The sequence below is a fragment of the Streptomyces sp. NPDC059564 genome (assembly GCF_042735575.1).
In the GTDB taxonomy this organism is placed as follows: Bacteria; Actinomycetota; Actinomycetes; order Streptomycetales; family Streptomycetaceae; genus Streptomyces.
Window position 1 is genome coordinate 27,948 of the sequence record NZ_JBHWBP010000003.1, and the last position, 20,643, is coordinate 48,590.

Annotated in this window: 21 protein-coding genes; 11 read left to right on the forward strand and 10 right to left on the reverse strand. The window is 72.5% G+C overall.

Annotation, left to right across the window (positions count from 1 at the left end; genetic code table 11):
• Nucleotides 1–79: 79 nt before the first annotated feature.
• The 9 genes from ACFV0Q_RS01430 (at nucleotide 80) to ACFV0Q_RS01470 (ending at nucleotide 8,708) form a co-directional block, all read left to right on the forward strand.
• Entirely contained in the window at nucleotides 80–682 is a 603-nt protein-coding gene (locus ACFV0Q_RS01430; RefSeq protein WP_384998656.1) for a recombinase family protein, read from the forward strand.
• Nucleotides 676–1,767, forward strand: coding sequence for a hypothetical protein (locus ACFV0Q_RS01435; RefSeq protein ID WP_384998659.1), 1,092 nt, complete (start codon nucleotides 676–678; stop codon nucleotides 1,765–1,767). Before ACFV0Q_RS01430 ends, ACFV0Q_RS01435 begins: the two co-directional genes overlap by 7 nt.
• On the forward strand, nucleotides 1,764–2,660 hold the full coding sequence (locus ACFV0Q_RS01440) for a hypothetical protein (RefSeq protein ID WP_384998662.1): 897 nt from the start codon (nucleotides 1,764–1,766) through the stop codon (nucleotides 2,658–2,660). Before ACFV0Q_RS01435 ends, ACFV0Q_RS01440 begins: the two co-directional genes overlap by 4 nt.
• Nucleotides 2,657–3,196 (forward strand): hypothetical protein, encoded by a 540-nt coding sequence (locus ACFV0Q_RS01445; protein ID WP_384998665.1) that lies wholly within the window; start codon nucleotides 2,657–2,659, stop codon nucleotides 3,194–3,196. The genes ACFV0Q_RS01440 and ACFV0Q_RS01445 overlap by 4 nt, the downstream gene beginning before the upstream one ends.
• Nucleotides 3,189–4,379: a helix-turn-helix domain-containing protein gene (locus ACFV0Q_RS01450; RefSeq protein WP_384998667.1), complete on the forward strand. Its 1,191-nt coding sequence runs from the start codon at nucleotides 3,189–3,191 to the stop codon at nucleotides 4,377–4,379. Before ACFV0Q_RS01445 ends, ACFV0Q_RS01450 begins: the two co-directional genes overlap by 8 nt.
• Nucleotides 4,376–5,734 (forward strand): MFS transporter, encoded by a 1,359-nt coding sequence (locus ACFV0Q_RS01455; protein ID WP_384998670.1) that lies wholly within the window; start codon nucleotides 4,376–4,378, stop codon nucleotides 5,732–5,734. The genes ACFV0Q_RS01450 and ACFV0Q_RS01455 overlap by 4 nt, the downstream gene beginning before the upstream one ends.
• 74 nt (nucleotides 5,735–5,808) lie before the next feature.
• Complete coding sequence (locus ACFV0Q_RS01460; protein ID WP_384998673.1) at nucleotides 5,809–6,336, forward strand: LuxR C-terminal-related transcriptional regulator; 528 nt, start codon at nucleotides 5,809–5,811, stop codon at nucleotides 6,334–6,336.
• On the forward strand, nucleotides 6,333–7,181 hold the full coding sequence (locus tag ACFV0Q_RS01465) for an SAM-dependent methyltransferase (RefSeq protein ID WP_384998677.1): 849 nt from the start codon (nucleotides 6,333–6,335) through the stop codon (nucleotides 7,179–7,181). Before ACFV0Q_RS01460 ends, ACFV0Q_RS01465 begins: the two co-directional genes overlap by 4 nt.
• 489 nt (nucleotides 7,182–7,670) lie before the next feature.
• Nucleotides 7,671–8,708, forward strand: a complete 1,038-nt coding sequence (locus ACFV0Q_RS01470; RefSeq protein ID WP_384998680.1) for a transcriptional regulator — start codon at nucleotides 7,671–7,673, stop codon at nucleotides 8,706–8,708.
• A gap of 75 nt (nucleotides 8,709–8,783) precedes the next feature.
• On the opposite strand, the gene ACFV0Q_RS01475 is transcribed toward ACFV0Q_RS01470, so the two are convergent.
• The 10 genes from ACFV0Q_RS01475 to ACFV0Q_RS01520 form a co-directional block, all read right to left on the reverse strand.
• Nucleotides 8,784–9,374 (reverse strand): nitroreductase family protein, encoded by a 591-nt coding sequence (locus ACFV0Q_RS01475; protein WP_384998682.1) that lies wholly within the window; start codon nucleotides 9,372–9,374, stop codon nucleotides 8,784–8,786.
• The gene (locus ACFV0Q_RS01480; protein ID WP_384998685.1) at nucleotides 9,371–10,648 is read right to left on the reverse strand and encodes a cation:proton antiporter; all 1,278 of its coding nucleotides are present in this window, start codon (nucleotides 10,646–10,648) and stop codon (nucleotides 9,371–9,373) included. The genes ACFV0Q_RS01475 and ACFV0Q_RS01480 overlap by 4 nt, the downstream gene beginning before the upstream one ends.
• Nucleotides 10,649–10,847: 199 nt before the next feature.
• The gene (locus ACFV0Q_RS01485; protein ID WP_384998687.1) at nucleotides 10,848–11,951 is read right to left on the reverse strand and encodes a class I SAM-dependent methyltransferase; all 1,104 of its coding nucleotides are present in this window, start codon (nucleotides 11,949–11,951) and stop codon (nucleotides 10,848–10,850) included.
• A gap of 162 nt (nucleotides 11,952–12,113) precedes the next feature.
• On the reverse strand, nucleotides 12,114–12,986 hold the full coding sequence (locus ACFV0Q_RS01490; protein WP_384998690.1) for a dimethylarginine dimethylaminohydrolase family protein: 873 nt from the start codon (nucleotides 12,984–12,986) through the stop codon (nucleotides 12,114–12,116).
• Between the two features lie 121 nt (nucleotides 12,987–13,107).
• A complete protein-coding gene (locus tag ACFV0Q_RS01495; RefSeq protein ID WP_384998693.1) occupies nucleotides 13,108–13,572 on the reverse strand; it encodes a GFA family protein in 465 nt (154 codons plus the stop codon).
• Nucleotides 13,572–14,435, reverse strand: coding sequence for a DUF3865 domain-containing protein (locus ACFV0Q_RS01500; RefSeq protein ID WP_384998696.1), 864 nt, complete (start codon nucleotides 14,433–14,435; stop codon nucleotides 13,572–13,574). The genes ACFV0Q_RS01495 and ACFV0Q_RS01500 overlap by 1 nt, the downstream gene beginning before the upstream one ends.
• Nucleotides 14,432–15,715 (reverse strand): hypothetical protein, encoded by a 1,284-nt coding sequence (locus ACFV0Q_RS01505; protein ID WP_384998699.1) that lies wholly within the window; start codon nucleotides 15,713–15,715, stop codon nucleotides 14,432–14,434. The genes ACFV0Q_RS01500 and ACFV0Q_RS01505 overlap by 4 nt, the downstream gene beginning before the upstream one ends.
• Nucleotides 15,716–15,793: 78 nt before the next feature.
• Nucleotides 15,794–16,927, reverse strand: coding sequence for an inosamine-phosphate amidinotransferase 1 (locus ACFV0Q_RS01510; protein ID WP_384998702.1), 1,134 nt, complete (start codon nucleotides 16,925–16,927; stop codon nucleotides 15,794–15,796).
• Nucleotides 16,928–17,036: 109 nt separating this feature from the next.
• Complete coding sequence (locus ACFV0Q_RS01515; protein WP_384998705.1) at nucleotides 17,037–18,113, reverse strand: fatty acid desaturase family protein; 1,077 nt, start codon at nucleotides 18,111–18,113, stop codon at nucleotides 17,037–17,039.
• A 116-nt stretch (nucleotides 18,114–18,229) separates the two neighbouring features.
• A complete protein-coding gene (locus ACFV0Q_RS01520; RefSeq protein WP_384998707.1) occupies nucleotides 18,230–18,364 on the reverse strand; it encodes a hypothetical protein in 135 nt (44 codons plus the stop codon).
• A gap of 437 nt (nucleotides 18,365–18,801) precedes the next feature.
• On the opposite strand from ACFV0Q_RS01520, the gene ACFV0Q_RS01525 reads away from it, so the two are divergent.
• Both ACFV0Q_RS01525 and ACFV0Q_RS01530 read left to right on the forward strand, forming a co-directional pair.
• Nucleotides 18,802–19,695, forward strand: coding sequence for an amino acid--tRNA ligase-related protein (locus tag ACFV0Q_RS01525; protein ID WP_384998710.1), 894 nt, complete (start codon nucleotides 18,802–18,804; stop codon nucleotides 19,693–19,695).
• Nucleotides 19,696–19,722: 27 nt separating this feature from the next.
• On the forward strand, nucleotides 19,723–20,640 hold the full coding sequence (locus ACFV0Q_RS01530) for a TauD/TfdA dioxygenase family protein (protein WP_384998713.1): 918 nt from the start codon (nucleotides 19,723–19,725) through the stop codon (nucleotides 20,638–20,640).
• Nucleotides 20,641–20,643 lie beyond the last annotated feature (3 nt).

Here is a 20,643-nt window from a genome sequence, read left to right on the forward strand (position 1 = left end):
ACGGTTCACGAGCGCTGCCCCAAGCCGGGCCCTGGCCGTCCGGAATTTCCACGACGACATCGTCAAAGGGTTATCGCGCGTGCCCATCCCAGAGGAGGGGGCTCGCCGAGCGGCCCGGGTCGCCGTGCTGCGGGAGCGCCTGGAGTGGATCGGCGGCTGGCTCATGGCTCTTCCTGCCCACCCCGACACCCTTCAAGTGCTCGACCAGGTGATCCGTTGGAAGGACGTCCAGCCCCGCGATCCGGCCCGGCCCGACGACCGGTTCATCGGAGCCCTCCGGCACGTCGCGAACCAGGCCGAGCGCCACCTCAACACGAACGCCATCGGCCTCGCCTACGCAGTGGTCGAGCCCGGCACGGATGACCGGACGGTCCTCGCCACCTTGGAGGACACCGCCTACCGGTTCTGTGGAAAGGCCCCGCTGTGGCGCCACGAACACGAGCCGGCCCCCGGCTACGCACGCCCCGCCCTGCGGACCGTCCTCGACCTGGCCGAGGACCGCCGGTTCCACGTGCTGGTCATCCCGTCCCTGGACCACCTGCCCCCCGACGATCCCCGGGATGAAAGCCGCACGTGGACGCTGACGGGGATCTGGGAACGGCTGTTCGCCTACGGGATCCGCCTGGTGACGGCCGACCACGGCCGACCCCTCTCGGATGCCGATGTGGAGGAACCGTGCTGACCCGCCACCAGCCGGGGACCGAAACCCCCCTGGCCGTGACCCCGGGCGCCGACTTCATCGTCGAGCCCGCCCGACGCTTCCACATCCCCAGCCTCCGAGCCCACATCCAGTTCCACCAAGAGGTGTGCCCCACAGGGACGCAGTGCCGGGAAGCGGCCGCGCTGGAAGAACACCTCGCCGCCGGGCTGCCGGGGATGTGGATGCTGACCTACACACCCACCGGGTACGTGGTGGGCGCCGCGTGCCTGAACGTGAGGCTGAGCGGTGACGGCATCGGCGTGCTCCATGTCCATCACCTGCTCGCCGAACCCACGTGCGCCGACGACCGCCCCCAGGACCTCCTGTTGGCCTGGTGCACGCGCTGGGCCGCGCATCGGCCGGCCCTCGTCCGCGAAGTACACGTCCACACCCAGTGCCTCCTCGCCCGCCAGCGCAAGCCCCACCCGTCCGCCCTCGGCAGCACCACGCTCACCCACCAAGACGGACGGGTGGTCCGTACCGACCGTCACCACCCCAACTTCCACCCGACTCTGCCCTCCATGGTCGCCGAGCAAGAGCCCTTGGCGCTGGCGTCGGCCGTGGAGGTGACCCCGCTTGTCCCCGAGGACAAGGGCGCGCTCGTCGAGTTCCTCGATGAGACCGACGAAGCCCTGCCCGCCGGCTATCCCGTCGAAGGGGCTCCCGGTCGTAGCCGCGGATTCAAGGTGATGGTCGGCGGGCGTCTCGCCGCCGTCCTCACCGCATGCCTTCGCCCGCCCGCGCGCACCCGCTCCGGTGACCCGTCCACCAGCAGGCAGGAGCCGGTCCTGTTCCTGGACCGGCTGGTGCTCTGGGACGAGCCCGGCTGCCTGGACGTGCTGATGGAGGTGAGCCGTTGGGCAGCGTGTCGTGCCCGCCACGAGCGGCTGCCGTACACGCAGGTCCGGACAGGCTCCCGTGACGAGGTGGCGCAGCTCACCGATCTCGGCTGGCGCACCCGCGGGATCAAGACCGGTTGCGATGGCATCAAGTGGCTGCTGGAGCTCGACGTCCGCCACAGCGAAGCCTCCTCCGGCCCGGCCCGCTCGCCGGGAGCCACCCGGTGAGCACCATCGCGGCCCCCTCCGCGCTCGACCTCGCGCGAACGGCATGCCCGGCCGGCACGGAGATTCAGGCGCCGTCCGTACAGGCCTCTGCCGTGATCGGCACTCCGGCCTGGCCGTTCATCTCCAGCCGCACCACCGAACAGGCTCTGCCCGGAACCTTGGTCATCCGTCCGGGCCCGCACCAGGGCCTGGGCTATGAAGACGAAGTCGACGACGGCGAGGGGGAGCAGGACCGGGACCGCGACGGCGGTCTGTGGGCACGGGTGGCCACCGACCTGTCCGGTGCCGGGACCGTGGAGAACGCGATCCCGCACCCCTACCGGCAGCGAGCCCTGATGGACCGGCTCCTGTGCCAGGTCTGCGCAGGCTCCCCAGAAGACGACGAGCGGGAAGGCTTCCTGTTCGTCGTGCCCGACGGGCCCAAGAACCGGTCCGCCGCGCGTGCGAACTGGGCCGAGCGGGCGTTGGAGGCGACACCTCCCGTGTGCCGCGCGGACGCGGAGCAGTCGGCGACCAGCTGTCCCCGTCTGGGACGCGCCACGGCCCTGTGGGTGCGGCGGCCCGTGCGCTACGGGGTGTCGGGCATCAACTACCGCCTACACGACGGCACTATGCGCCACTTCAAGACCAAGCGCCCGGTCTCGTATGAGGACCCGGCTTTGGCCTGGACCGTGGCCCATCAGATGTACCGGCGCTTCGAAGGGGTGACCGTCGACTGGGACTTCACCGAAGACCTCCGCGCGCGGCACAAGGCCGCCTGGTCGGCCTCCCGTCGCGCCTCCCTCCGATCAGCCCCCGCTGCGGAGCTATCGGCCCTTCAGCGCTCCTGCCCAGTTGTCGCCGGTCCGGTCGGGGCCTACCGACCAACCTTGAGAGAAGGAATGCGCTCATGACCGGCACACGTGTGCTCTCCCCCCGTGGTGCCCGCGCCCGGGCCGCCGCCACCTGGGCCGTTCACTCCTACCTCGCCGCGCGCCGTCCAGGCGGCTTCCTCCTCCCGGCGCCGACCGCCATCGAGGACAACATCGCTCACCTCGCCAGCCGTACCGGGCTTCCGGCGGACACGGTGCGGTCGGCCGTGCGGACCCTGGACGAACGCGGTGACCTCGCCCTGGTGGCTGGCCACGGCCTGATGATCCTTCGCGGCCAGATCCCGCACCCCGACGACGAGGGCATGGCGGCCCGGATCCGCGAAGGCCTCGACCGCGGCGACTACGTACCGGGCCAGCCGCTCGCGCTCGCCGTGATCGCGCTGGAGTACGGCGGCCCCTCCACCCGGCCCCGGCGCGCCTGCCGGCCCCTGATCCATGAAGGCCTGCTGCAAAGCCTGCCTCGTGGCCCCCTCGGCCCCGGCATCTACGTCCGGCCCGTCTCCAGTGCCGAAGTCCCCCGAACCGTACAGAACGAGAAGGCAGTGCAGCATGGATAGCGCCATCGGCACGGTGGCCGTCAGCCCCCACCACCACGAGCCCGACGACAAGGGCGGGGCGGCCGAGGAGCGCTGGCCCGACACCCCGGCCCAGGGCCTCACCGAACGAGAGCGTGCGGTGTGGCGTCTCCTGGCCGACACCGCCACGGAGGCCTGCGAGCCTGCCGCTCGCCTCGCGGCCGAGGCCAATGAGATCGTCGCCATGATCCGCGCCGCCATCACCTACCGCACCTACACCAGGACCCAGCCCCTGACCGCCTCCCAGATAGCCGACGATCTCGGCGCGCGTCTCGTACCGGCCGCCGCGGCCCTGAAGCTCCTGTACCGCGAGGAGATCCTGGACCGCAGTAGTGCCGGCGGCCTGTACTGGGTTCGCGACGCCCAGGATCTGCCCGGCCGGAGCGCCGAGTGGGCGGTCGAGCAGGTCGCGATTCAGCTGGCCACGGGCCGGCACTCGACGGGCAGCACGTTCCGGGTGGACCTCGCGGCCGTCCTGCTGAAGACCACCAGCTCCGACCTTTCCGGTCGGCTGCTCCGCAGAGGGCTGCTGCGCAACGAGGACGGCCGGTGGGTGGTGACCGGCAACGTCGCACGGCTGCCCCGCCCGCCCCGCATCCCCGCGCCCGTCCCCCGCGCCCGTCCCTTCACGCGGCAGGAAATCGTCGAGGCTGTCACCCTGCTGCGGCACGACCCGCGCCGAAGCCCCGGTCCGGCCCGGGCCGGACGCGAAGCGTGGCTGCTTCTGAGGGCGATGGCCGCCCAGCTCCAGGCTGCCGCACCGCCCGCGAGCAGCGGGGAGGAAGCGTTCGTCCGCGCGGCCCTCGCCGTGCTCGCGCAGGTCCCCGCCCCACTGGAGTCCGCAGCCCGGCGATGGCTTCTCGCCTCTCTCGCCACCGCCGTCGACGCCGCCCTCACCGCCGTGCCCGAGGACATCCCGCCCACCGCGGACACCAGCGGGAACGGGCTGACCCCGCTGCCCAAGGGCCGACGCCTGACCGGCGCGAAGCGCCATCAGGTCGCCACCCAGATCACCCACGCCTACAACACCCAGAAGATGCGCGTCGATGAGATCGCCGAGGCGACCGGACTATCCATCAGCACCGTCTACGACCTCCTGCGCGAGGCATGGACCCCGCTGCGAGAGCGCGGCACCGCGCAGCAGGAATCGCGGGGCCCTCGATGAGCGGAACCAACAGCACACCACCCCGCCCCTCACCCGCCGACGTGGTGGAAGCCGACCGCGGAAGGACCCAGGACACCACCCCGCTGCCAACCCGCGCCCCAGCCGCTGCTGCGCCCGCGGGCGGGAACCGGGCGGTCACCATCTTCCTGACCGGTGAGGCGGCGAGCCTGACCGGCACCGGCCTTCACACCGTCGTCCTGCCCGTCCTCGCCGTGCTCGCCCTCCACGCCAGCCCCGCCCAGGCGTCCTGCCTCTACCTGCTCTCCCAGGCCCCCTACCTACTGTTCGCGCTGCCCGCCGGCGCCATCGTCGACCGCTACCCCGTCAAAACGGTGCTGATCACAACCGATCTGGCCGCGGCCGCCCTGGTCGCGGCTGTTCCCGCCACCGTAGCCCTCAGCACGCTCACGATGCCCGTCCTCTACACCGTCACCCTGGTCCTGGGGGCCGTCACCGTCCTGCACCAGGCCGCGGCCAGCGTCATCCTCGTCCAGCTGTCGGACCCGAGCCACCTCCACCAGGCCACCGCCCGCCAGGAAGCCGTCCTCGGCGCCGCCGCCACCATCGGCCTCCACCTGGGCACCGGCATCCTCGCCATCACCACCGCCACCCGCGCCCTGGCCGTCGACAGCGCCTCCTACCTCGTCTCCGCCTGGTGCACCTCCAAGATCCCCACCCAGCCCGCCCGCCCCGCACCCGCGGACCGTACGACGCTCACCGGTGAGATCCGCGACGGGCTCCGCCACACCCTGGACGACCCGATCCTGCGCCCGCTCGCGCTGTGCCTGGGCGCAACCGGCGCCGGAGCCGGCGTCATCACCGCGGTCTCGGCCTGGTACCTGCTGACGGCGGTGAAGGTGGGGCCCACCGGACTCGGCGTGATCATGGGCGTGTCCGGCGCCGGCTACCTGGCCGGTGCCCTCGCCTCACCGCGCCTGACCGGCCGATACGGACCCGGCGCGGTGCTGATCGCGAGCGTCGCGCTCTACCCGCTGCTGGGGATACCGCTCCTGACGGCCCGGCCCGGCCCGGTGTGGACGGTGGTCCTGGCGGTGGCCGGGGCGGGGCAGCTCGCGGCGGCGGCCTGCGCGACCGCGACCGTCCGGACCGTACGCCAGCGGCGCTGCCCGCCCGAACTCCTGGCCCGCACCCAGCAGACGGCGACCTGGCTGGTGGCCGGCAGCCGCCCCCTCGCCGCGCTCGCCGCGAGCGTCCTCGCCTCAGCTGCCGGGGTCTGGGCCACCCTCCTCGCCGGAACCCTCGTCCTGGCCGGCGCCGCACTCGCCCTGTGGCCGTCCCCGATCCGCAACCTCAGTCGCCTGCCCGATGCCATCCCCGCCAGCTCGCCGGAATGAGCCCCGCCCAGCACGTCCGGTCCCTCGTTCGCCCTCCCGCACCTGCCGCTACCAGAGGAAGTGGAAGTTCCCTCGTGAGTACCGACGCCGCCCCCATCAAGCCACTGAGCAGGGCGCAGAGGCCGATCGCCCAGCACCTGGTCGAAGGGCTGTCGACCGCTGAGATCGCCGGACGGGTCTGGGTGACCGACAGCACAGTCACCTCCCATCTGCGCCGCATCCGCTCGAACCTGCACTGCGACACGCGTTGCTCGCGCGCGGTCCTGGCACACGCACTTCTCCAGGCCGATCTGGTCAAACCTCCCGTCCTCCCGCCGCTCTTCAAACCGTTCACACCGTCCCCGGCGGCGCTCCTGCTACTGCGGGCCATCGCCGAGCACTCGGCAGCTGCGGACATCGCACGCGCCGCGAAGGTCGCCCCCAGCTCCCTCGGAGCCCGCACCCGCAAGCTCATATACGCGATGCGTGCCCACGATGCCGCTCATCTCGTCGGACTGGGCCACACCCTGGGCCTCCTCCCAACCCAGCAGTCCGCCGACACCATGACGGACCGCCAGGCCAGTGCCCCCCGCTCCGTGCCGCCCCGGACGCGGACCCCATGACCATCCCTGACTACGGGGCTCCCCCGTGCACCGAGAACATGTTCCGCCGGCCGGCCGCCAGCAGGATCTCCCACCTGCTGGTCGGCGGAGGCCGCGACGCCTACGAAGCCGACACCGACCTCAGGGACCAACTCCTCGACGTCTTCCCCGGACTCGTGGCGGCCGCGCGGATCGGCCGGATTCACCGGACCCTGACCGCCCGCCACCTCGCACAGCACGGCTACCGCCAGTTCATTGACCTGGGCTGCGGCTACCCGGCCCCCTACCCCGACCACCCCGACGTCCACCACCTGATCCGCCCGCTCCACCCCGGTGCCACCGTCGTGTACGTCGACGCCGACCGCGTCGCCTTCGCGCACGCGCGGGCCATGGCCTTCGGCGCACGCGGCGTACACCACGTCCTCGCCGATCTCCGCCAGCTCCCCGAGCTCCTCGCTGACCTCGTCGAGATCACCGGCGGTTCATTGCGGCGGGACGTGCCGGTCGCCGTCCTCGCGCACGACTTCCTGCCGTGGATCCCTGACCCCGACCTCGACCAGATCCTCACCCCGCTCAGGGCGTGGCTTCCCTCGGGCAGCGCCTTGTCCATCACCCACACCACCGGTGGCTTCGGCAACGAGGAGGTGATGTCCCAGCTCACGTCCGCGTACGAAGTAGCAGGCATCACCTACCGGCCGCGCCCGCACGGCGCGGTGGCCAGCATGTTCGGCGGCTGGACCCACCAGGGACCGGGGCTCGTGCCGGTTGCCCGCTGGCATCACGACCACCCCCACCGGGACGCACCCGAGGAGACCTCGGCCGCGTACGCGGGCATCGCCATCAAGCCAGCCGGGAGACTGCCGTGACCGCACCCTCTCCCCCTCAAGAAGCGCCGGTGGCCCGGGCAGCCCAGCGCCGAGACGAGGCGGCGTAGTGATCACCAACACCGCGGGATGCGTGAGCTCCCGGCCACGTCGGCGTCCTGCCAGCAGGGTCCCCCGGCCAGCGGGAGCCAGCCGGTCCGAGGCCGGGATGCCTGAGTTGGCAGTCACCCAGATCTGGGCGGCAGCCGCGTGAGCGGGGCTGCGTCGGTGCGCGGCGCCTCGCAAAGGAACGGCGACCTCGAGCGGATCGTGCTGGATGAGCTCAAGTGGTCGCTGTCGGGGTTCGCCAAGAGGATCCGCGAGCACTGTGCGGCCACTGGCCAGCCTCGGTCCGTGAGCACGAGCACGGTGTCGCGATGGTGCGCGGGAGCTCAGCCGGGTCCGGAACTGGCGGCTGCGGCGTGCTACGTACTGACTCGGGCGTGCAAGCGTCAGGTGACTCCTGAGGGCCTGGGGTGGCCGTCCGAGGACATGGATGTTGCCGAGCAGGCGCTCCAGTACGGCGACCTGGGACACGCGGTGCGGATGCTGCGGCGGCTGTGGCAGATGGACGCTGTGCCCAGGAATGCGGCGGTGCGCAGGATGCCGTTCGCCGCGACGCCCTCTGCGGTCGAGGCGCTGGTCATGCTGCCCGACACGGAGATCGTCGGGCGCGGACAGCGGCGGGTGACCGTGGCGGACATCGAGCTCCTGGAAGCGCACACCGACCTGTACGGCAGGACGGACGCCCGGCACGGAGGCGGGCAGTTCCGCTCCGTGTTCGCCGCCTTCCTCGCCGCCCACGCAGTGCCCCTCCTCGAAGGGGGGTTCAACGCCGGGCGTGGCCGGCTGCTGTACGGCAGTGTCGCCGACGCGGTGCTCGCGCTGGCGAGCATGGCCTACGACGACCAGCTGCCGGGCCTGGCTCAGCGCTACGACCTGCAGGCGATGCGGCTGGCGCAGGCGATCGGGGATCGCGGCCGGCTGGCACGCGGCTGTATTCACCAGGCCCGGCTGGCGGCGGTGCGAGGCGACGGCCGAGAAGTGCTCACCCATGCCCGCAGCGCGGTGGTCGCGGCGACCGGCTCGCCCGCGCTGGTGCGGGCCTATGTCGCGGTGACGGAGGCGAGGGCGTGGGCCTACACCGGTGACAGTGCGCAGTGCCGGGCGGCGGTGGAGCGGGCTCGCACCGCGTTCGACCGGGCCGGGAGCGGGTCGGACCCGAGGTGGCTGGCGTGGCTGGACCGCCCGGAGCTGGAGGGTCAGGCCGCGTGGGCGCTGGCGATGGCCGGGCTGGCCGAGGACGGCGCGCAGGCTCTGAAGGTGGCGATGGGTCTGCCGCCCGAGCGTACGCGCGACAGCGTGGAGTTGCTGATCACTGGTGCGGAGCTGGCGCGGCTTCGCGGCGACCAGGTTCAGTGGGAGGAGTTGCTGACACAGGCGAAGACGGCCGCTCAGCACCTCAAGAGCCGGCGCCTGGCGCGGCGCCTGGCCGACGCCGCCGCGGGCGGCCCGCTCCACGATTTCTGACCCCCGCTCCGCCATCGGCCGGCTCGCGCCCGGTCCGTCCGGCCAAGGGGGCAGAAGTCGTGTCGTGGCGCGGGGTCAGCGGTCGGTGTCACCGAGCCAGCTGAGCTTGGAACGGACGTCGACGGCGGCGCATGAGCGGGACGGTGTGCCGGGGACGGGGGTTCCCACGTACAGGTAGCCGAGCAGCTGCTCGTCGTCGCCGATGCCGAGGTGCTTGCGGACCTGCGGCGCGTCCGGGTACGGGCCGCCGAACCAGACCCCGCCCCAGCCGCGCGCGTCCAGGAGCAGCAGCAGGGTGGTGGCCATCGCGGACGTCGCGGCCAGTTGCTCCCAGCGTGGGATGGTCGGGTGGTCGCGGGGCTGGAAGACGAGGCCCAGCATCAGCGGGGCGCGCAGGTGCTTGGCGGCGATCCGCTCGGCCAGGTCGGCGGTGGGCGCGGCCTCGGCGGCGGCTTCGCCGAGCCGGACGCGGGCGTCGCCGCAGATCGCGATCACGCGCCACGGGCGCAGCTGGCCGTGGTCGGGCGCGGTGGCAGCGGCGGCCAGCAGGTCGAGGAGTTCGTCCGCGCCCGGGGCGGGCGCGGTGAGGCGGATGGTGCTGCGCCGGGTGCGGATCGCCGTCTCGGCGTCGCCCGCGGCGGGCCGGGTGTCGGGGACGGTGGTCATCGGGTTGCTCCCGGGGCGCCGGTCTGTGCGGTGACCGGGTCGGCGTGGGCCTGGGCGGTGAGGTCGGGGGCGCCTCGGGTGAGGCGGTCGAGCAGAGGCGCGGTGGCGGCAGTGGTCACGACAGCCATGAGGACCATGATCGTGAACAGGTTCGGGGTGATGACGCCGAGTTGGAGGCCGATGCCGAGGACGACGATCTCAGTGATCCCGCGGCAGTTCATCAGGGTGCCCATCAGTGCCGACCACCTCCAGTCGCAGCCGGCGAGCCGTGCTGCCCCGGCGGCGCCGACCCACTTGCCGGTCACGGCGACGGCCAGGACGAGCGCGGCCCAGCCCCACTGGCCGGCCGGGAGGTGGGCGAGGTCGGTGTGCAGGCCGGTGTCGACGAAGAACAGCGGGAGCAGCACCGGAACGAAGACCGCCTGGAGGCGGGCGGCGCTGCGCTCGACGGCCGGCAGGCCGCGCGGCATCGTCGCGCCGAACAGGAACGCCCCGAAGGCGGGGTGGACACCGATCCGGTCGGTGGCGTACGCGGCCAGGAGCAGCCCCGCGACCAGCAGTACCGTCACCAGGTCCTCCGAGGTCCGGGCGGCGCGCTCCAGCGTCCGCTTTGCGAGGGGGCGGGCCGCGGCCAGGGCGGCGGTGAGGGCGGCGGTCATTGCGAGCGCGGTGAGCGCGTCCAGCGGGGAGCCGGCGGTGGCCAGGGCGGTGACGGCGATGAGCAGGCACCAGGCGAGGGCGTCGTCGGTGGCGGCGCACGCGAGCGCGAAGGCGCCCAGGCGGGTGGTGGCCAGGCCCCGGTCGGTGAGGATCCGGGCGAGGACGGGGAACGCGGTGATGGAGAGCGCGGTGGCGACGAACAGGACGAACGGCAGCCGCTGCACGCCGGGCGGTGCGAGGGCCGGGTACATCATGACGGCGAGGCCGGCGCCGAGGCCGAGGGGCAGCAGGATGCTGCCGGCGGCGACGGAGGCCACGGCGCGGCGGGTGGTCCGCAGGGAGTGGAAGTCGAGTTCGAGGCCGACGAGGAAGAGGAACGCGAGCAGGGCCACGTTGCCGAGCACCGAGGTGTACGGCAGGACGGCGGGTGGCAACAGCGCGTGCTGGACGCTGGGGGCGAGCCAGCCGAGAAGGGAGGGGCCGAGGAGGATGCCGACGGCCATCTCGCCGATGACGGGCGGCTGCCCGAGGCGGCGGGCGGCCCAGCCGCCGGCCTGGCAGGCCAGCACCACGGCCGGGACGGCGACGAGGACGAGCGAGAGCGGACTGGACATCAGCGGTTCTCCGGGCGAAGTTCGGCGTGGGCGCGGGCATGCGCGAGCGGCTCGGCGGCCCGCTGGTTCGGGCGCGCCGGGCCGCAGCGAGGGGATCGGGAACGGGGCGGCCCGCTGCGCGACGGCGGTGGCACCGATGCCGGCGACCCAGCAGTGCCGCAGCAAGCGCTGCTCGGGACGCCCCGTGCCGGATGTCCGGTCAGGTCGTGTGGAACAGGGCCTGGTAGACCGGGTGGTCCCTGAACGTGCCGCCGTGGTGCGGGGACGCCAGGGAGCCGTGGTGCTCCTCCCCGCTGGTGGTGTGCAGTGTGGCGCAGAGGTGGTAGTCCGGGTGGATGCCGTCGTCGCTGAGGGCCGACTCGACGGTGAGTTCCAGGACGTCTCCGGGCACGACCGGCACGGGGCGGTCGAAGAGCGGGAAGTAGATGCTGGCCCAGTTGGTCCTCATGCGGAGCGCGTCGAGGGGCTCTTCGTCCGGCAGGCACCAGAGGTTGAGCCAGGTGAGCACGCCGTCCACATGGCCGGCCCGGGTGATGGCCAGGCGGGTGGTCGTGCCCTGCTCCATTCGCAGTTCGCCGTTGAAGTCGAGCACCTCGACCGGCTGGCCGTCGGAGAGAAGGGCGTCAGTGTGCGGGTTCTCGATCCGCAGTCGGATGTCGAAGGGCCGTCCGTGCCAGTCGAAGATGCTCTGCAGGTATGGCAGGGATGCCTCGGCGAACGCGACGGGCTGGCCGGGGAGCAGGTCGGGGAGGTGGACGGCTGCGGCCAGGGTCACCGCGCGGTGCGGCACCACTATGCCCCCGGGCACCAGGTGGCGGTTGCGGGCGTCGGTCAGGACGGCTGCCGCGCCTTCGGCGCCGGCCAGGGAGCCGATGATCTCCGCCACGACGACATCGGCCTTGGGCGCGAACTGGAGGGTGGTCGACTCGCCGCGCAGGAGCGTGATCAGGTCGCGCTCGTCGAGGGCCGCCAGGTTGCCGGCGGCCGTGTGGAACGCGTCCTCGATGACCTCGACGGCCAGGGCGTGCCGGGCTCCGGCCCGTATGCTCTCGCGCGCCCAGAGGAGGTCTTCTCCGGTGCCGATGTCCAGGACGCGTCGGCCCGGCGCCAGCTTGGCCAGCGCGGCGAGGAAGCGCTGGTTGCGCTCGTGGTCGGTGGTCATGGTCGCGTACAGGAACCGGTCGTAGATGGGGTATTCGCCGACCGTCGGCCAGAGAGCGGGTCGTTCCTCCCTCTCGGGCTCCGGGTCCACGTTCACCCGCACGGTGTGTCCGTGCGCCTTGAGTTCTCGGGTCTCGTGCATGGTCCGCCTTTCGCGGGTGTGTCGTACGGTGCGGGGCCTGCGCTCGGGGGCTCGGCTGCAACCGCCGCTCCGGCGACCGGGAGCGGCGGCAGGCCACCGCTCGGGCGCGGGGGCTCGGCCCGGCGGCCGTGCTTGCCGGGCTCGGGCGGTACGCGGCCGGAGTCAGGTACGCAGCAGGGGCAGGGTGGTACAGCGCAGGGAGCCGGGGATGCGGGTGACCTCGGAGTAGTCGACGGTCAGGACCTCGAGTCCGAGTGCGGCTAGGGCGGCGGCGATGCGGTCACTGCCCGCGGCGACGACGACCGTGGTGGGGGCGATGGCCAGGACGTTGACCTGGACGGCGCGGGCCTCGGCGTCGGTGACGGGGACGAGGTGGTCGAAGTGGGTGTCGAACCAGCGGTTCTGGTCGGCGGTGAACGCCTCGCGGTGGATCAGGGCGGTGCCGGGCGCGACCACTGCGAGGTGGTCGTCGAGGTGAACGATCCCCTTGACCGCGAAGGGCACGGGGATGACTTCGCGGTCGATGTCGTGCCGGGCGAGGGCCTCTTGGAGGGCGGTCGCACCGTCGGCGCTGGTCTCCTCGCTCAGGCCGACGAGGACCCGGTCGGTGTCGGGGAGCAGGACGTCGCCGCCCTCGATCGTGCCGCAGGTGAGGTCGACTGGCTGCCCGCCGACGGCGGGGTTGGTGAGGGCGACGGCCTCGGCCAGGCGATGCTCGGAGTTTAGGCGGGCCCGGAACAGGACGTGGTCGATGGCGAAGGCGATGTCGCGGGGGTAGTGCTGGGTGGAGCAGCCCGGCGCGGCGGGGAGCAGGACCACGTCGGTGCCGCGATCGCGGAGCAGGGCGATCAGCTGGTCCTGCTGGGCGCGGACGGTGGCCGGGTCGTAGGTGGCCCAGGTGCTGGTGGCCTGCTGGCGGACAAGGACCGGGTGGACGTCGGGGCCGTCCAGGGGACGGGTGAAGTCGCCGGCGTGGCGCAGGGCCGCCCGTTTGAGGGTTCCGTACTCGGTGGCGACATGGACGTCGTGGTTCACGGGTCCTCCTGGTGTCGGTGCGGGCGTGGTGGTGTGCGGGGTGGAGGTGGCCCCGGCACGGCCCGGTGGGTCTGCGGGGGCGAACGCTGTCAGGTGCGCCCGCCCCCGCAGGGTCCGGGGGTCAGCCGGCCGTGGCGGGCCGGGTGTCGCACTGGGCGAGCCAGGGCGCGGCCTCGGCAACCCGGTTGAGGTTGGTGGGGGCCAGGGCCGGATCGGTGCCGTAGTCGTCCAGGGCGGTGGCGAGGAAGCCGATGATCGTGTCGTCGCCGTAGTCGCGGGCGGCGAGGTGGGTGCCGCACCCGCCGCAGAAGCCGCGGGCGGTCTTGCCGGGGTGGGTGTCGTACCAGGTCGGCTCGCCCTCGCCGGTCCACTTCAGCCCGTCCATCGGGAACCCGACCCACCACTGGAACGGTGCGCCGGAGCGCTTGGCGCAGTGCTCGCAGTTGCACACGTGCGGGTCGTCCACCGGGCCGGTAACGGTGAAGCGGATCTTCCCGCACAGGCAGCCGCCGGAGCGGACCTCAGTGCCGGAGCCGGTGGCGGCAGCGGCGGTGACAACGGCGGCGACGACGACGGTATCGGACACTAGTTCAGTTCCCTTGCACGGTAGGCCAGTTGGGTCCACCAGTCTGCCATCGCGTTGAAGATCTGCAGGAAGCCCTCCAGGGCCTGCGGCAGGTCGAGGTGGAAGAGGTCACTCTGACGGATGAACCGGGCCAGGCCCTCGATGTGGGCCTCCTCCACGCTCATGCCGCCGACCTGCGCGGCCTCGTGGCCCTCGTCGAGGTGGAGCCGGTAGTAGTAGTCCAGGCTTTTCAGCTCCGCGCCGCTGGCCTGGATGGTCAGCTCGCCGTACCGGTCGGTGATGTCGCGCAGGATCTCGGTCTCGGCGACGGCGACGCCCTCGGTGGCGTAGTAGCCGCCGGCGATGAGCCCGGTCATGTGGGAGTTCACCAGGACCTGGTGCTGGAGGACCAGCTTGGCGGTCTCGTCAGCGGGGACGTGGCCGTTGACGAGGAGGCCGAGGTCGGCGAGCAGCGCGCGGGTGTAGAGGATGTAGTGGGCGGGGACCTTGCCCGGTTCGCCGCCCTCCTCCAGGAAGTTGCGGTCCAGCTCGTGGGCGAGCGCGGGGCAGTAGCCGATCACCTGGGCGGCGGCCAGGCGCAGGAACTGGGCGTTGTGCCGGGCGAAGACCGCCAGCTCGGCGATGTACATGCGGGCCTGCGCCACGGTGAGGGTGGCGGGGTCGACCAGGGCGCGGATCTGCCGGTAGATCGCGTCGATCATGGGCTTGAGGTGCTTGTCGACGAGGTCGTCGCCGCTGTTGCGGTTGCCCTGGATGGTGGCGTGGATATAGCCGCGGGTCTCCGGGTTCGCGGCCAGGTACCCCTCGACGAGGCTGGTGCCGCGCAGGGTCTCGAGCGTGGGCGCAGGGGCGGTGGTGGTCACGCGGTCTCCTCGGGCGTGGTGGTGAGGCTCAGGCCGCCGGTGGCGCCGAGCGTGCGGATCGCGGCGATCACCGCCGGGTCGTCAGGCAGGGTGGTCGGGCCGGTGTTGAGGCGCTCGACGAGGGCGGGGGTGAGGACGGCGGGGTCGGCCGCCGTCTCGCAGCCGCGCAGGAACGCCTGCCGGCCGGTGACCATCAGCTGGTAGGGGGCGCGGACGGTGACGCTCGTGCCGGGCGTGAGCGCGGCGGCGGCGAACGCCGCGGCGGCCTCGTCCCGGGCGAGGTCGAGATCGGTCTGCTGCCAGCCGCCGTTGCTCAGGACGGTGTGCCAGCGCTGGTGGGCGTGCTGCTCGGCGGCGGCCGTCGACCGCTCGGCGGCGGCGCTGAACGCGTCGGCGGCCACCGTGCCCAGGCGGCGGGCGAGCTCGCCCGGGCCCGCGGTCAGCGGCTGCATCGGGGAGGGCTGGCCGGCGTCGGTGTCGGGCTCGCTGGCGAGGAGGTTCTCCAGTAGGTCGGGCGCGATCCAGCCGCGGGCGACGGCGGCGTCGGGGAAGGTGTAGAGGGGGATGGCGACGGAGACCGAGAACTCGCTCTGTCGGCCGACGTGGAAGACGCGCTCGGGCAGGAACAGGGCGTCGCCGGGCTCCAGGGGGAAATGCTCGCCGTGCTCCAGCAGCCACGTGTAGTCGCCGTACAGCGGGTCGCTGCCGCCGGTGAGCTTGCGGTACTCCTCCGCCGACCAGCAGTAGAAGTCCTTGACGCCGGGACCGTAGTGGGTGAGGAACGCGTTCTCGTAGCCCTCGTGCACGCCGAACGCGGTTCCGCTGTAGTTGCCGACGAAGGCGACCAGCTCGGCTCCGCCGGCCGGGACGCCCCAGCCGTCGAGCAGCGCTCCGACGAACTCGCCCAGGCCCGCGGCCAGCGGTTCGCTGACGCTCTCCAGGGTGTTGAGGACCAGGCTGAACCTCTCGGCCCCGACCTGCTCCTGCATCCACGCGACGAAGTCGCCCTGCGGCCAGGCGCCGGCGGCCAGGACCTTGTCCACCAGGTCGGGGCGGTGCTCCTCCCCCACGTACACCCGGGCGTTCGCGGTGATCTCCACCCCGGCGGCGTGGGCCCGCTGGATCGCGGCGAAGCCCTCCAGGACGGCGGCGGGGTTCGCCGCCGAGGCGGGGACGACGCCCTTGAACAGGTACGGGCGCCTCATGCCGTCGGTCTTCTCGGGCAGGGTGTCGGTCCAGAACTCGCGGGGCGGGGGCCACTCTCCGGTGGTGCTGCTCATGGCCGGGGACTCCTTCGGTTTCGCGGCCGCGCGGGGATGGCGGCCGGGCGGGCGTGCACGGGGTGCGGGCCGGACGGACTAGGCGGCGAGGTAGTCCTCGGGGCCGCCGTCGCGGACGGTGTCGAGGGTGAAGCAGTGGTGCCCGCCGCCGAACAGGCGCCGGTGACGGTGCCGGACCGGGACGACCGTGAAGCCGCGCTGCTCCAGCACCTTGATCAGCTCCGGGTAGAGGGAGTTGACGACGACCGTGCTCTCGTCGATCGACAGGACGTTGATGTCGATGTACCGGGACGCCGTGGGGACCACGAACCCGAACTCGTCGTAGTCGGGCTCGGGCACCGAGCTGGGCGGCGGGTAGATCGCCTCCCAGCCGCGCATCGCCTCCGGCAGGAGGTCGAGGTACTTCGGGTCGCGCAACAGCATCAGGCCCGGGCGCAGTGGGACGACGATGGAGTCGACGTGGTTGTCGGCGATTCCAGGCAGCCGGTGCCAGCGCAGCTGGGGGAAGGTGCGGGCCAGCCACTGGAAGGCCAGCTCGTGGTTGTGGTTGGCGACGTTGACGAGAACGTCGCGGCCCAGCCGGACGCACTGCGCGCCGTCGAAGACCATCTCCAGGCCCAGGCCGTCGATGGGCAGGGCGTGCTCGTCGGCCATCGCCGCGGTGACGTCGATGCCGTTGCGCTCGAAGTAGGCGGTGTCCAGGGAGTGGGCGGCAAGCGCGGGTCGCGGCATGGCCAGCCAGTTCGAGCCCTGCTCGAAGTAGCGGTTGAAGTGCTGCTTGAGGTGGTCGTTCTCGAAGACCCGGCCGCGGATGTGCGGCGCGGTCTCCACGATCGTCTCCCCGACGATGACCGCGTTGTCGCGGACGTTCAGCGGCGGCGTCGCGCCGCTGCTCCACCACGGGGAGGAGACCTGGACGTCCTTGCCGGGGGCGGAGGGCCGAAGCACGCGCACCCCGCAGCCGGCCAGGGCGTCCGCGAAGCCGGTGACGTCCTCGATCAGCTCGTCGACGATCTGCTGCGGGATCGTCAACTGCCGATTCCCGTCGGGCAGGTGGGGGGCGACGTTCTCGTAGTAGAACAGCCGCCAGCTGCTGTCGGCGTCGTGCGCTGTGTAGTGGTCGGCGCGGCCGACGACGACCTCGCGCAGCCGGGTGAAGTCGTCGAAGCTGTGTGCGCCCTGGGTGGGCGGGTCGAGCTGGGGCTTGGTCATGGGGTGGCCGCCTCCTCGGCGGCGGGTGCCGGCACGGCCCGGGCGGGCAAGGGGGTGCCGCCCGGGCGGCACTGCGGCGGGCCGGTCGTGGACAGGGGGAGGGGATCGATCAGGCGGCCGTGCGTTCGGCGGCCATGGCCTGCTGGGTTGCGGGCTTGGCGGTGAGGCGGGCGATGATGTCCTCGATCACGCACGGCACCTTGGGGGTGGAACGGCGGCGGAGGAAGTAGCCGGAGCACCACGGCACCTCGTCGAAGCGCTCTAGTCGCTCGGTCAGGAGGGTGGTGGCCTCGGGCAGGCGCCGCCAGGGGATCTTGGGGCACCAGTGGTGCACCGGGTGGTGCATGTCATCGAGGTGGCCGCCGAGCAGGTGCCGCGTGAGCCAGTGCGAGGACCAGCCGCGGGTCTGCAGCAGCACGTCGTCGTCCTCGATCAGGCCGGCGTGGTTGCCGAGGTCGGTGATCCAAGTGACCACCGGCCGTACGAACACCAGCGGGACCAGCCAGAACAGCACCAGGCCGCCGAAAACGCCGAAGGTCCAGCACGCGGTGGCGACGCCGGCCCACAGCACCGCGCGAGCGGCCGACGCCCACCGGCTCTCCCGCGGACCGCGGGTGACCAGTGTCCGCAGCGCCGATGTCGGCAGCCGCCACAGCGCGGCCATGACGATGACCCGCAGAACGAAGGCGGTCCGGCTCGTCGGTGCCCGGACGGTGTGAAGGCGCCCAGCCTGGTACGACTGGAACATCGGGTCGGCTCCGGTGCCGAGCTGCGCGTGGTGCACTCCGTGGGTGGCCCGGTAGGGCCGCAGCCCCTCGCCGAGCAGCCCGGTCACGAAGTACCCCACCAGGCGGTTGCCACGCGCAGTGGCCAGCAGCTTCGCGTGGACGCACTCGTGCGCCAGGTTCGAGAGGTGCCGCTGGCGCACCCCGATGTACAGGACCGCAAGCATCGGCCCGACGACGTGCCCGGCCAGGGATCCGACGATTGCCGCCGCGACGATCGCGCCGACGTCCAACGCGACGTCCCGCAGGCCGACGCTCGGAGCGCCGCACAGGCCCTCCAGCTCGCCGATCAGCTCCGGCCCCAGCGCCTGCCGGACCGGACCGGACGCGCCGGTCGAGTGCCGGGTGCGCCTCGCTGTCTTCTCTCGCCGGCGTACCGACCGCCGGCTGGGCCTGCCCATCTGCTCTCCTCCGGACTTCGCTGGGGACTGGATGTTGGCCTTCCGTGAACCACTGCCGGTGGGCGAGGCGCCCCGCCCACCGGCAGCAGCACGTCAGCCGATCAGGACGATCGAGGTCAGGCGGCGGCGCCCGGGCGCATGCCGAGCTTGATGCCCGGGCGCATGCCGAGCTTCACGGTGCGGCCGGGCCGCATGCCGAGCTTGACGGTGTCGTCGCCCGGACGCATGCCGAGCTTCAGGGTGTTGTCCATGGGTTCTCCTCTCGGGCTGCGGGCATGCCGCAGCCACGCGTGGTGAATCTGATGGTCGAGCCGAAGATGAGCGCGACTCGAAGGGACCGGCCGGGCGCTGCGCCGAGGGCGCTGGCGAAGCCGTCGCGCCGAGTGGCCGTGCCATCACGCTAGGGCCGCACCAAGGGCAGCGGCAACAGGTCGCGACGTTGCGCCAAGTGCGCCGGGGCGTTGCGTACCCGTTGCGTCCACCCTGCCGATGACCTGCGGAAACACTCCTTCGATCCGCTGGAATCGCGGCTACCGGCCGAGCACCGGGCCCCTCGGCGGTGCACGCGGTCTTCTGCGCTTCGGCGGCGTGCGACTACCTTGAGGCGCCCCGGGGAGGGCGCACCGCCAAGCAGTGCCCCGACTCGACAACTCCCCTTTTCCTATTGCCGAGTTGAGAGGAAGAGCGCATGCCCGCGCTGTCCGATTCCATCCGCACCAAGGCCCACTTGCTGCACAGCCTGCGGGCCCTGCTGCACGACGAGGACTTCACCGAGGTGGTCACCCCCGTCGCCCGCCGCGCCGACCTCGGCCCCGGGCGCCGCGCGTCCGCCGGCCTCCACGAGGGCCGGTACCTGCGCGCGATGATCGGCCCGGCGTTGCGTGTCAACGTGAGCACCGCCCGGCCGAAGGTGTACGAGATCGGTCCGTGCTTCCGGCCCGAGCCGCCCGACGCCCTCCACGCTGCCGAGTTCACGATGCTCGACCTGTACGCCGCCGGGCTCGGCTTCGAGGACCTGATCGGCCTCGCCTGGCGCCTGGTCGGCCCGCACCTGCCCTCCTACACCCCCGAGCAGCTCTCGATCGCCGACCACGTCCGCGACGCGTTCGACATCGACCTGCGCACCGAGCCCATCGGCGACCTGCACCGGCGCATGGCCGCCCGGATCGGCGCCGATCCGGGCGAGCCGTTCCGCGACGTCCTCGGCCGCTACATCGCCCTCGAACTCGAGGCCGGCACCGCGGGCCGCGCGGTGTTCCTGACCGACTACCCGACTGGCGGCGACGAGCCGTGCGCCCGCCTGGCTCCCGGCACCACCGCCGTCCTGGAGCGGTTCGAGCTGATCGTCGACGGCATCGAACTCGTCCACGGCTACACCGACGAGACGGACCAGAGGGCCTTCACCGACCGCGCCAAGGCCGTCAGCCTCTACGACGACGAGCAGCAGCTCGCCCTGGACGCCGTCGAGGCCGGATCCGTACCTGCAGACACCGCCGGCCTCGGCATCGGAATCGAGCGCCTGTGCGCCGCCTCCGCCGGACTGCGCGACATCACCCCGTTTCTCCAGTCCCCCCAGTTCTGACACCCGGCACCCGTCCCTGGAGGCACGATGGACCTTGCGATCACCCCTCTGCCCGGCGGATTCGGCGCCCGCGTCGAGACCGACCTCGCCCGCACGACCGGCTCCGCCGCGGCGCGCGCACTCACCGACGCGCTCCACCGCCACCGCGTACTCGTCCTGCCCGGCCAGCACCTCAGCCACGCCGACCTGCTCGCAGCCGCCTCCCTGTTCGGCGCCGTCGACACCGCCACCGACCGCCGCTACACCGTCCCCGGCTTCCCCGGCCTCACCGTCGTCTCCAACATCCACGAGAACGGCACGCCGATAGGCATCTACGACGGCGACCAGGAGGAGGAGTGGCACGCCGACAACTCCTTCAAGCCGCAGCTGACCGCCGCCACCCTGCTGTACTCGGTCATCACCCCCGGCAAGGGCGGCGAGACCCGCTTCGCCGACGCCACCCGCGCCTACGCCGACCTTCCCACCGGCCTCCGGGCCCGGATCGACGGCCTGCGCGCCGTCCACTCCATCCAGCACCTCGCCACGCAGCAGGCCAACGCCGCCGACGGCCGCTCCTCCACCCAGGCTGGCACCCTCGTGCAACTGCCCGAGGTCACGCACCCGCTCGCCCCCATCCACCCCGCCACCGGCGCCCGCACGCTCCTGCTCGGCTCCATGGTCATCCCCCACATCGAGGGGCTGCCCGAGACCGAAGGCCGGACGCTGCTGGCCGACCTCCTCACCCACACCACCAGTCCCGGCTACCTCTACACCCACCGCTGGAAGCAGGACGACCTGGTCGTCTGGGACAACCTCGCCGTCCTGCACACCGCCTCCCCCTGCGACAGCTCACCCCACCCGCGGCTGCTGGTGCGCGCCGCCATCCGACACTCGACACGCCGCTCCGGTCCCTCCGACGGGGGAAACCCCGCCGAGCTGCCCGCCTCCCGGCAGAACCGACACTAAGGT

What these genes read in the sequence shown, in the direction of transcription:
- ACFV0Q_RS01445 (WP_384998665.1), top strand. Translation starts at nt 2,657, where the DNA reads ATGACCGGCACACGTGTGCTCTCCCCCCGTGGTGCCCGCGCCCGGGCC.
- ACFV0Q_RS01450 (WP_384998667.1), top strand. Translation starts at nt 3,189, where the DNA reads ATGGATAGCGCCATCGGCACGGTGGCCGTCAGCCCCCACCACCACGAG.
- ACFV0Q_RS01455 (WP_384998670.1), top strand. Translation starts at nt 4,376, where the DNA reads ATGAGCGGAACCAACAGCACACCACCCCGCCCCTCACCCGCCGACGTG.
- ACFV0Q_RS01465 (WP_384998677.1), top strand. Translation starts at nt 6,333, where the DNA reads ATGACCATCCCTGACTACGGGGCTCCCCCGTGCACCGAGAACATGTTC.
- ACFV0Q_RS01470 (WP_384998680.1), top strand. Translation starts at nt 7,671, where the DNA reads ATGGATGTTGCCGAGCAGGCGCTCCAGTACGGCGACCTGGGACACGCG.
- ACFV0Q_RS01475 (WP_384998682.1), bottom strand. Translation starts at nt 9,374, where the DNA reads ATGACCACCGTCCCCGACACCCGGCCCGCCGCGGGCGACGCCGAGACG.
- ACFV0Q_RS01480 (WP_384998685.1), bottom strand. Translation starts at nt 10,648, where the DNA reads ATGTCCAGTCCGCTCTCGCTCGTCCTCGTCGCCGTCCCGGCCGTGGTG.
- ACFV0Q_RS01485 (WP_384998687.1), bottom strand. Translation starts at nt 11,951, where the DNA reads ATGCACGAGACCCGAGAACTCAAGGCGCACGGACACACCGTGCGGGTG.
- ACFV0Q_RS01505 (WP_384998699.1), bottom strand. Translation starts at nt 15,715, where the DNA reads ATGAGCAGCACCACCGGAGAGTGGCCCCCGCCCCGCGAGTTCTGGACC.
- ACFV0Q_RS01510 (WP_384998702.1), bottom strand. Translation starts at nt 16,927, where the DNA reads ATGACCAAGCCCCAGCTCGACCCGCCCACCCAGGGCGCACACAGCTTC.
- ACFV0Q_RS01515 (WP_384998705.1), bottom strand. Translation starts at nt 18,113, where the DNA reads ATGGGCAGGCCCAGCCGGCGGTCGGTACGCCGGCGAGAGAAGACAGCG.
- ACFV0Q_RS01520 (WP_384998707.1), bottom strand. Translation starts at nt 18,364, where the DNA reads ATGGACAACACCCTGAAGCTCGGCATGCGTCCGGGCGACGACACCGTC.
- ACFV0Q_RS01525 (WP_384998710.1), top strand. Translation starts at nt 18,802, where the DNA reads ATGCCCGCGCTGTCCGATTCCATCCGCACCAAGGCCCACTTGCTGCAC.
- ACFV0Q_RS01530 (WP_384998713.1), top strand. Translation starts at nt 19,723, where the DNA reads ATGGACCTTGCGATCACCCCTCTGCCCGGCGGATTCGGCGCCCGCGTC.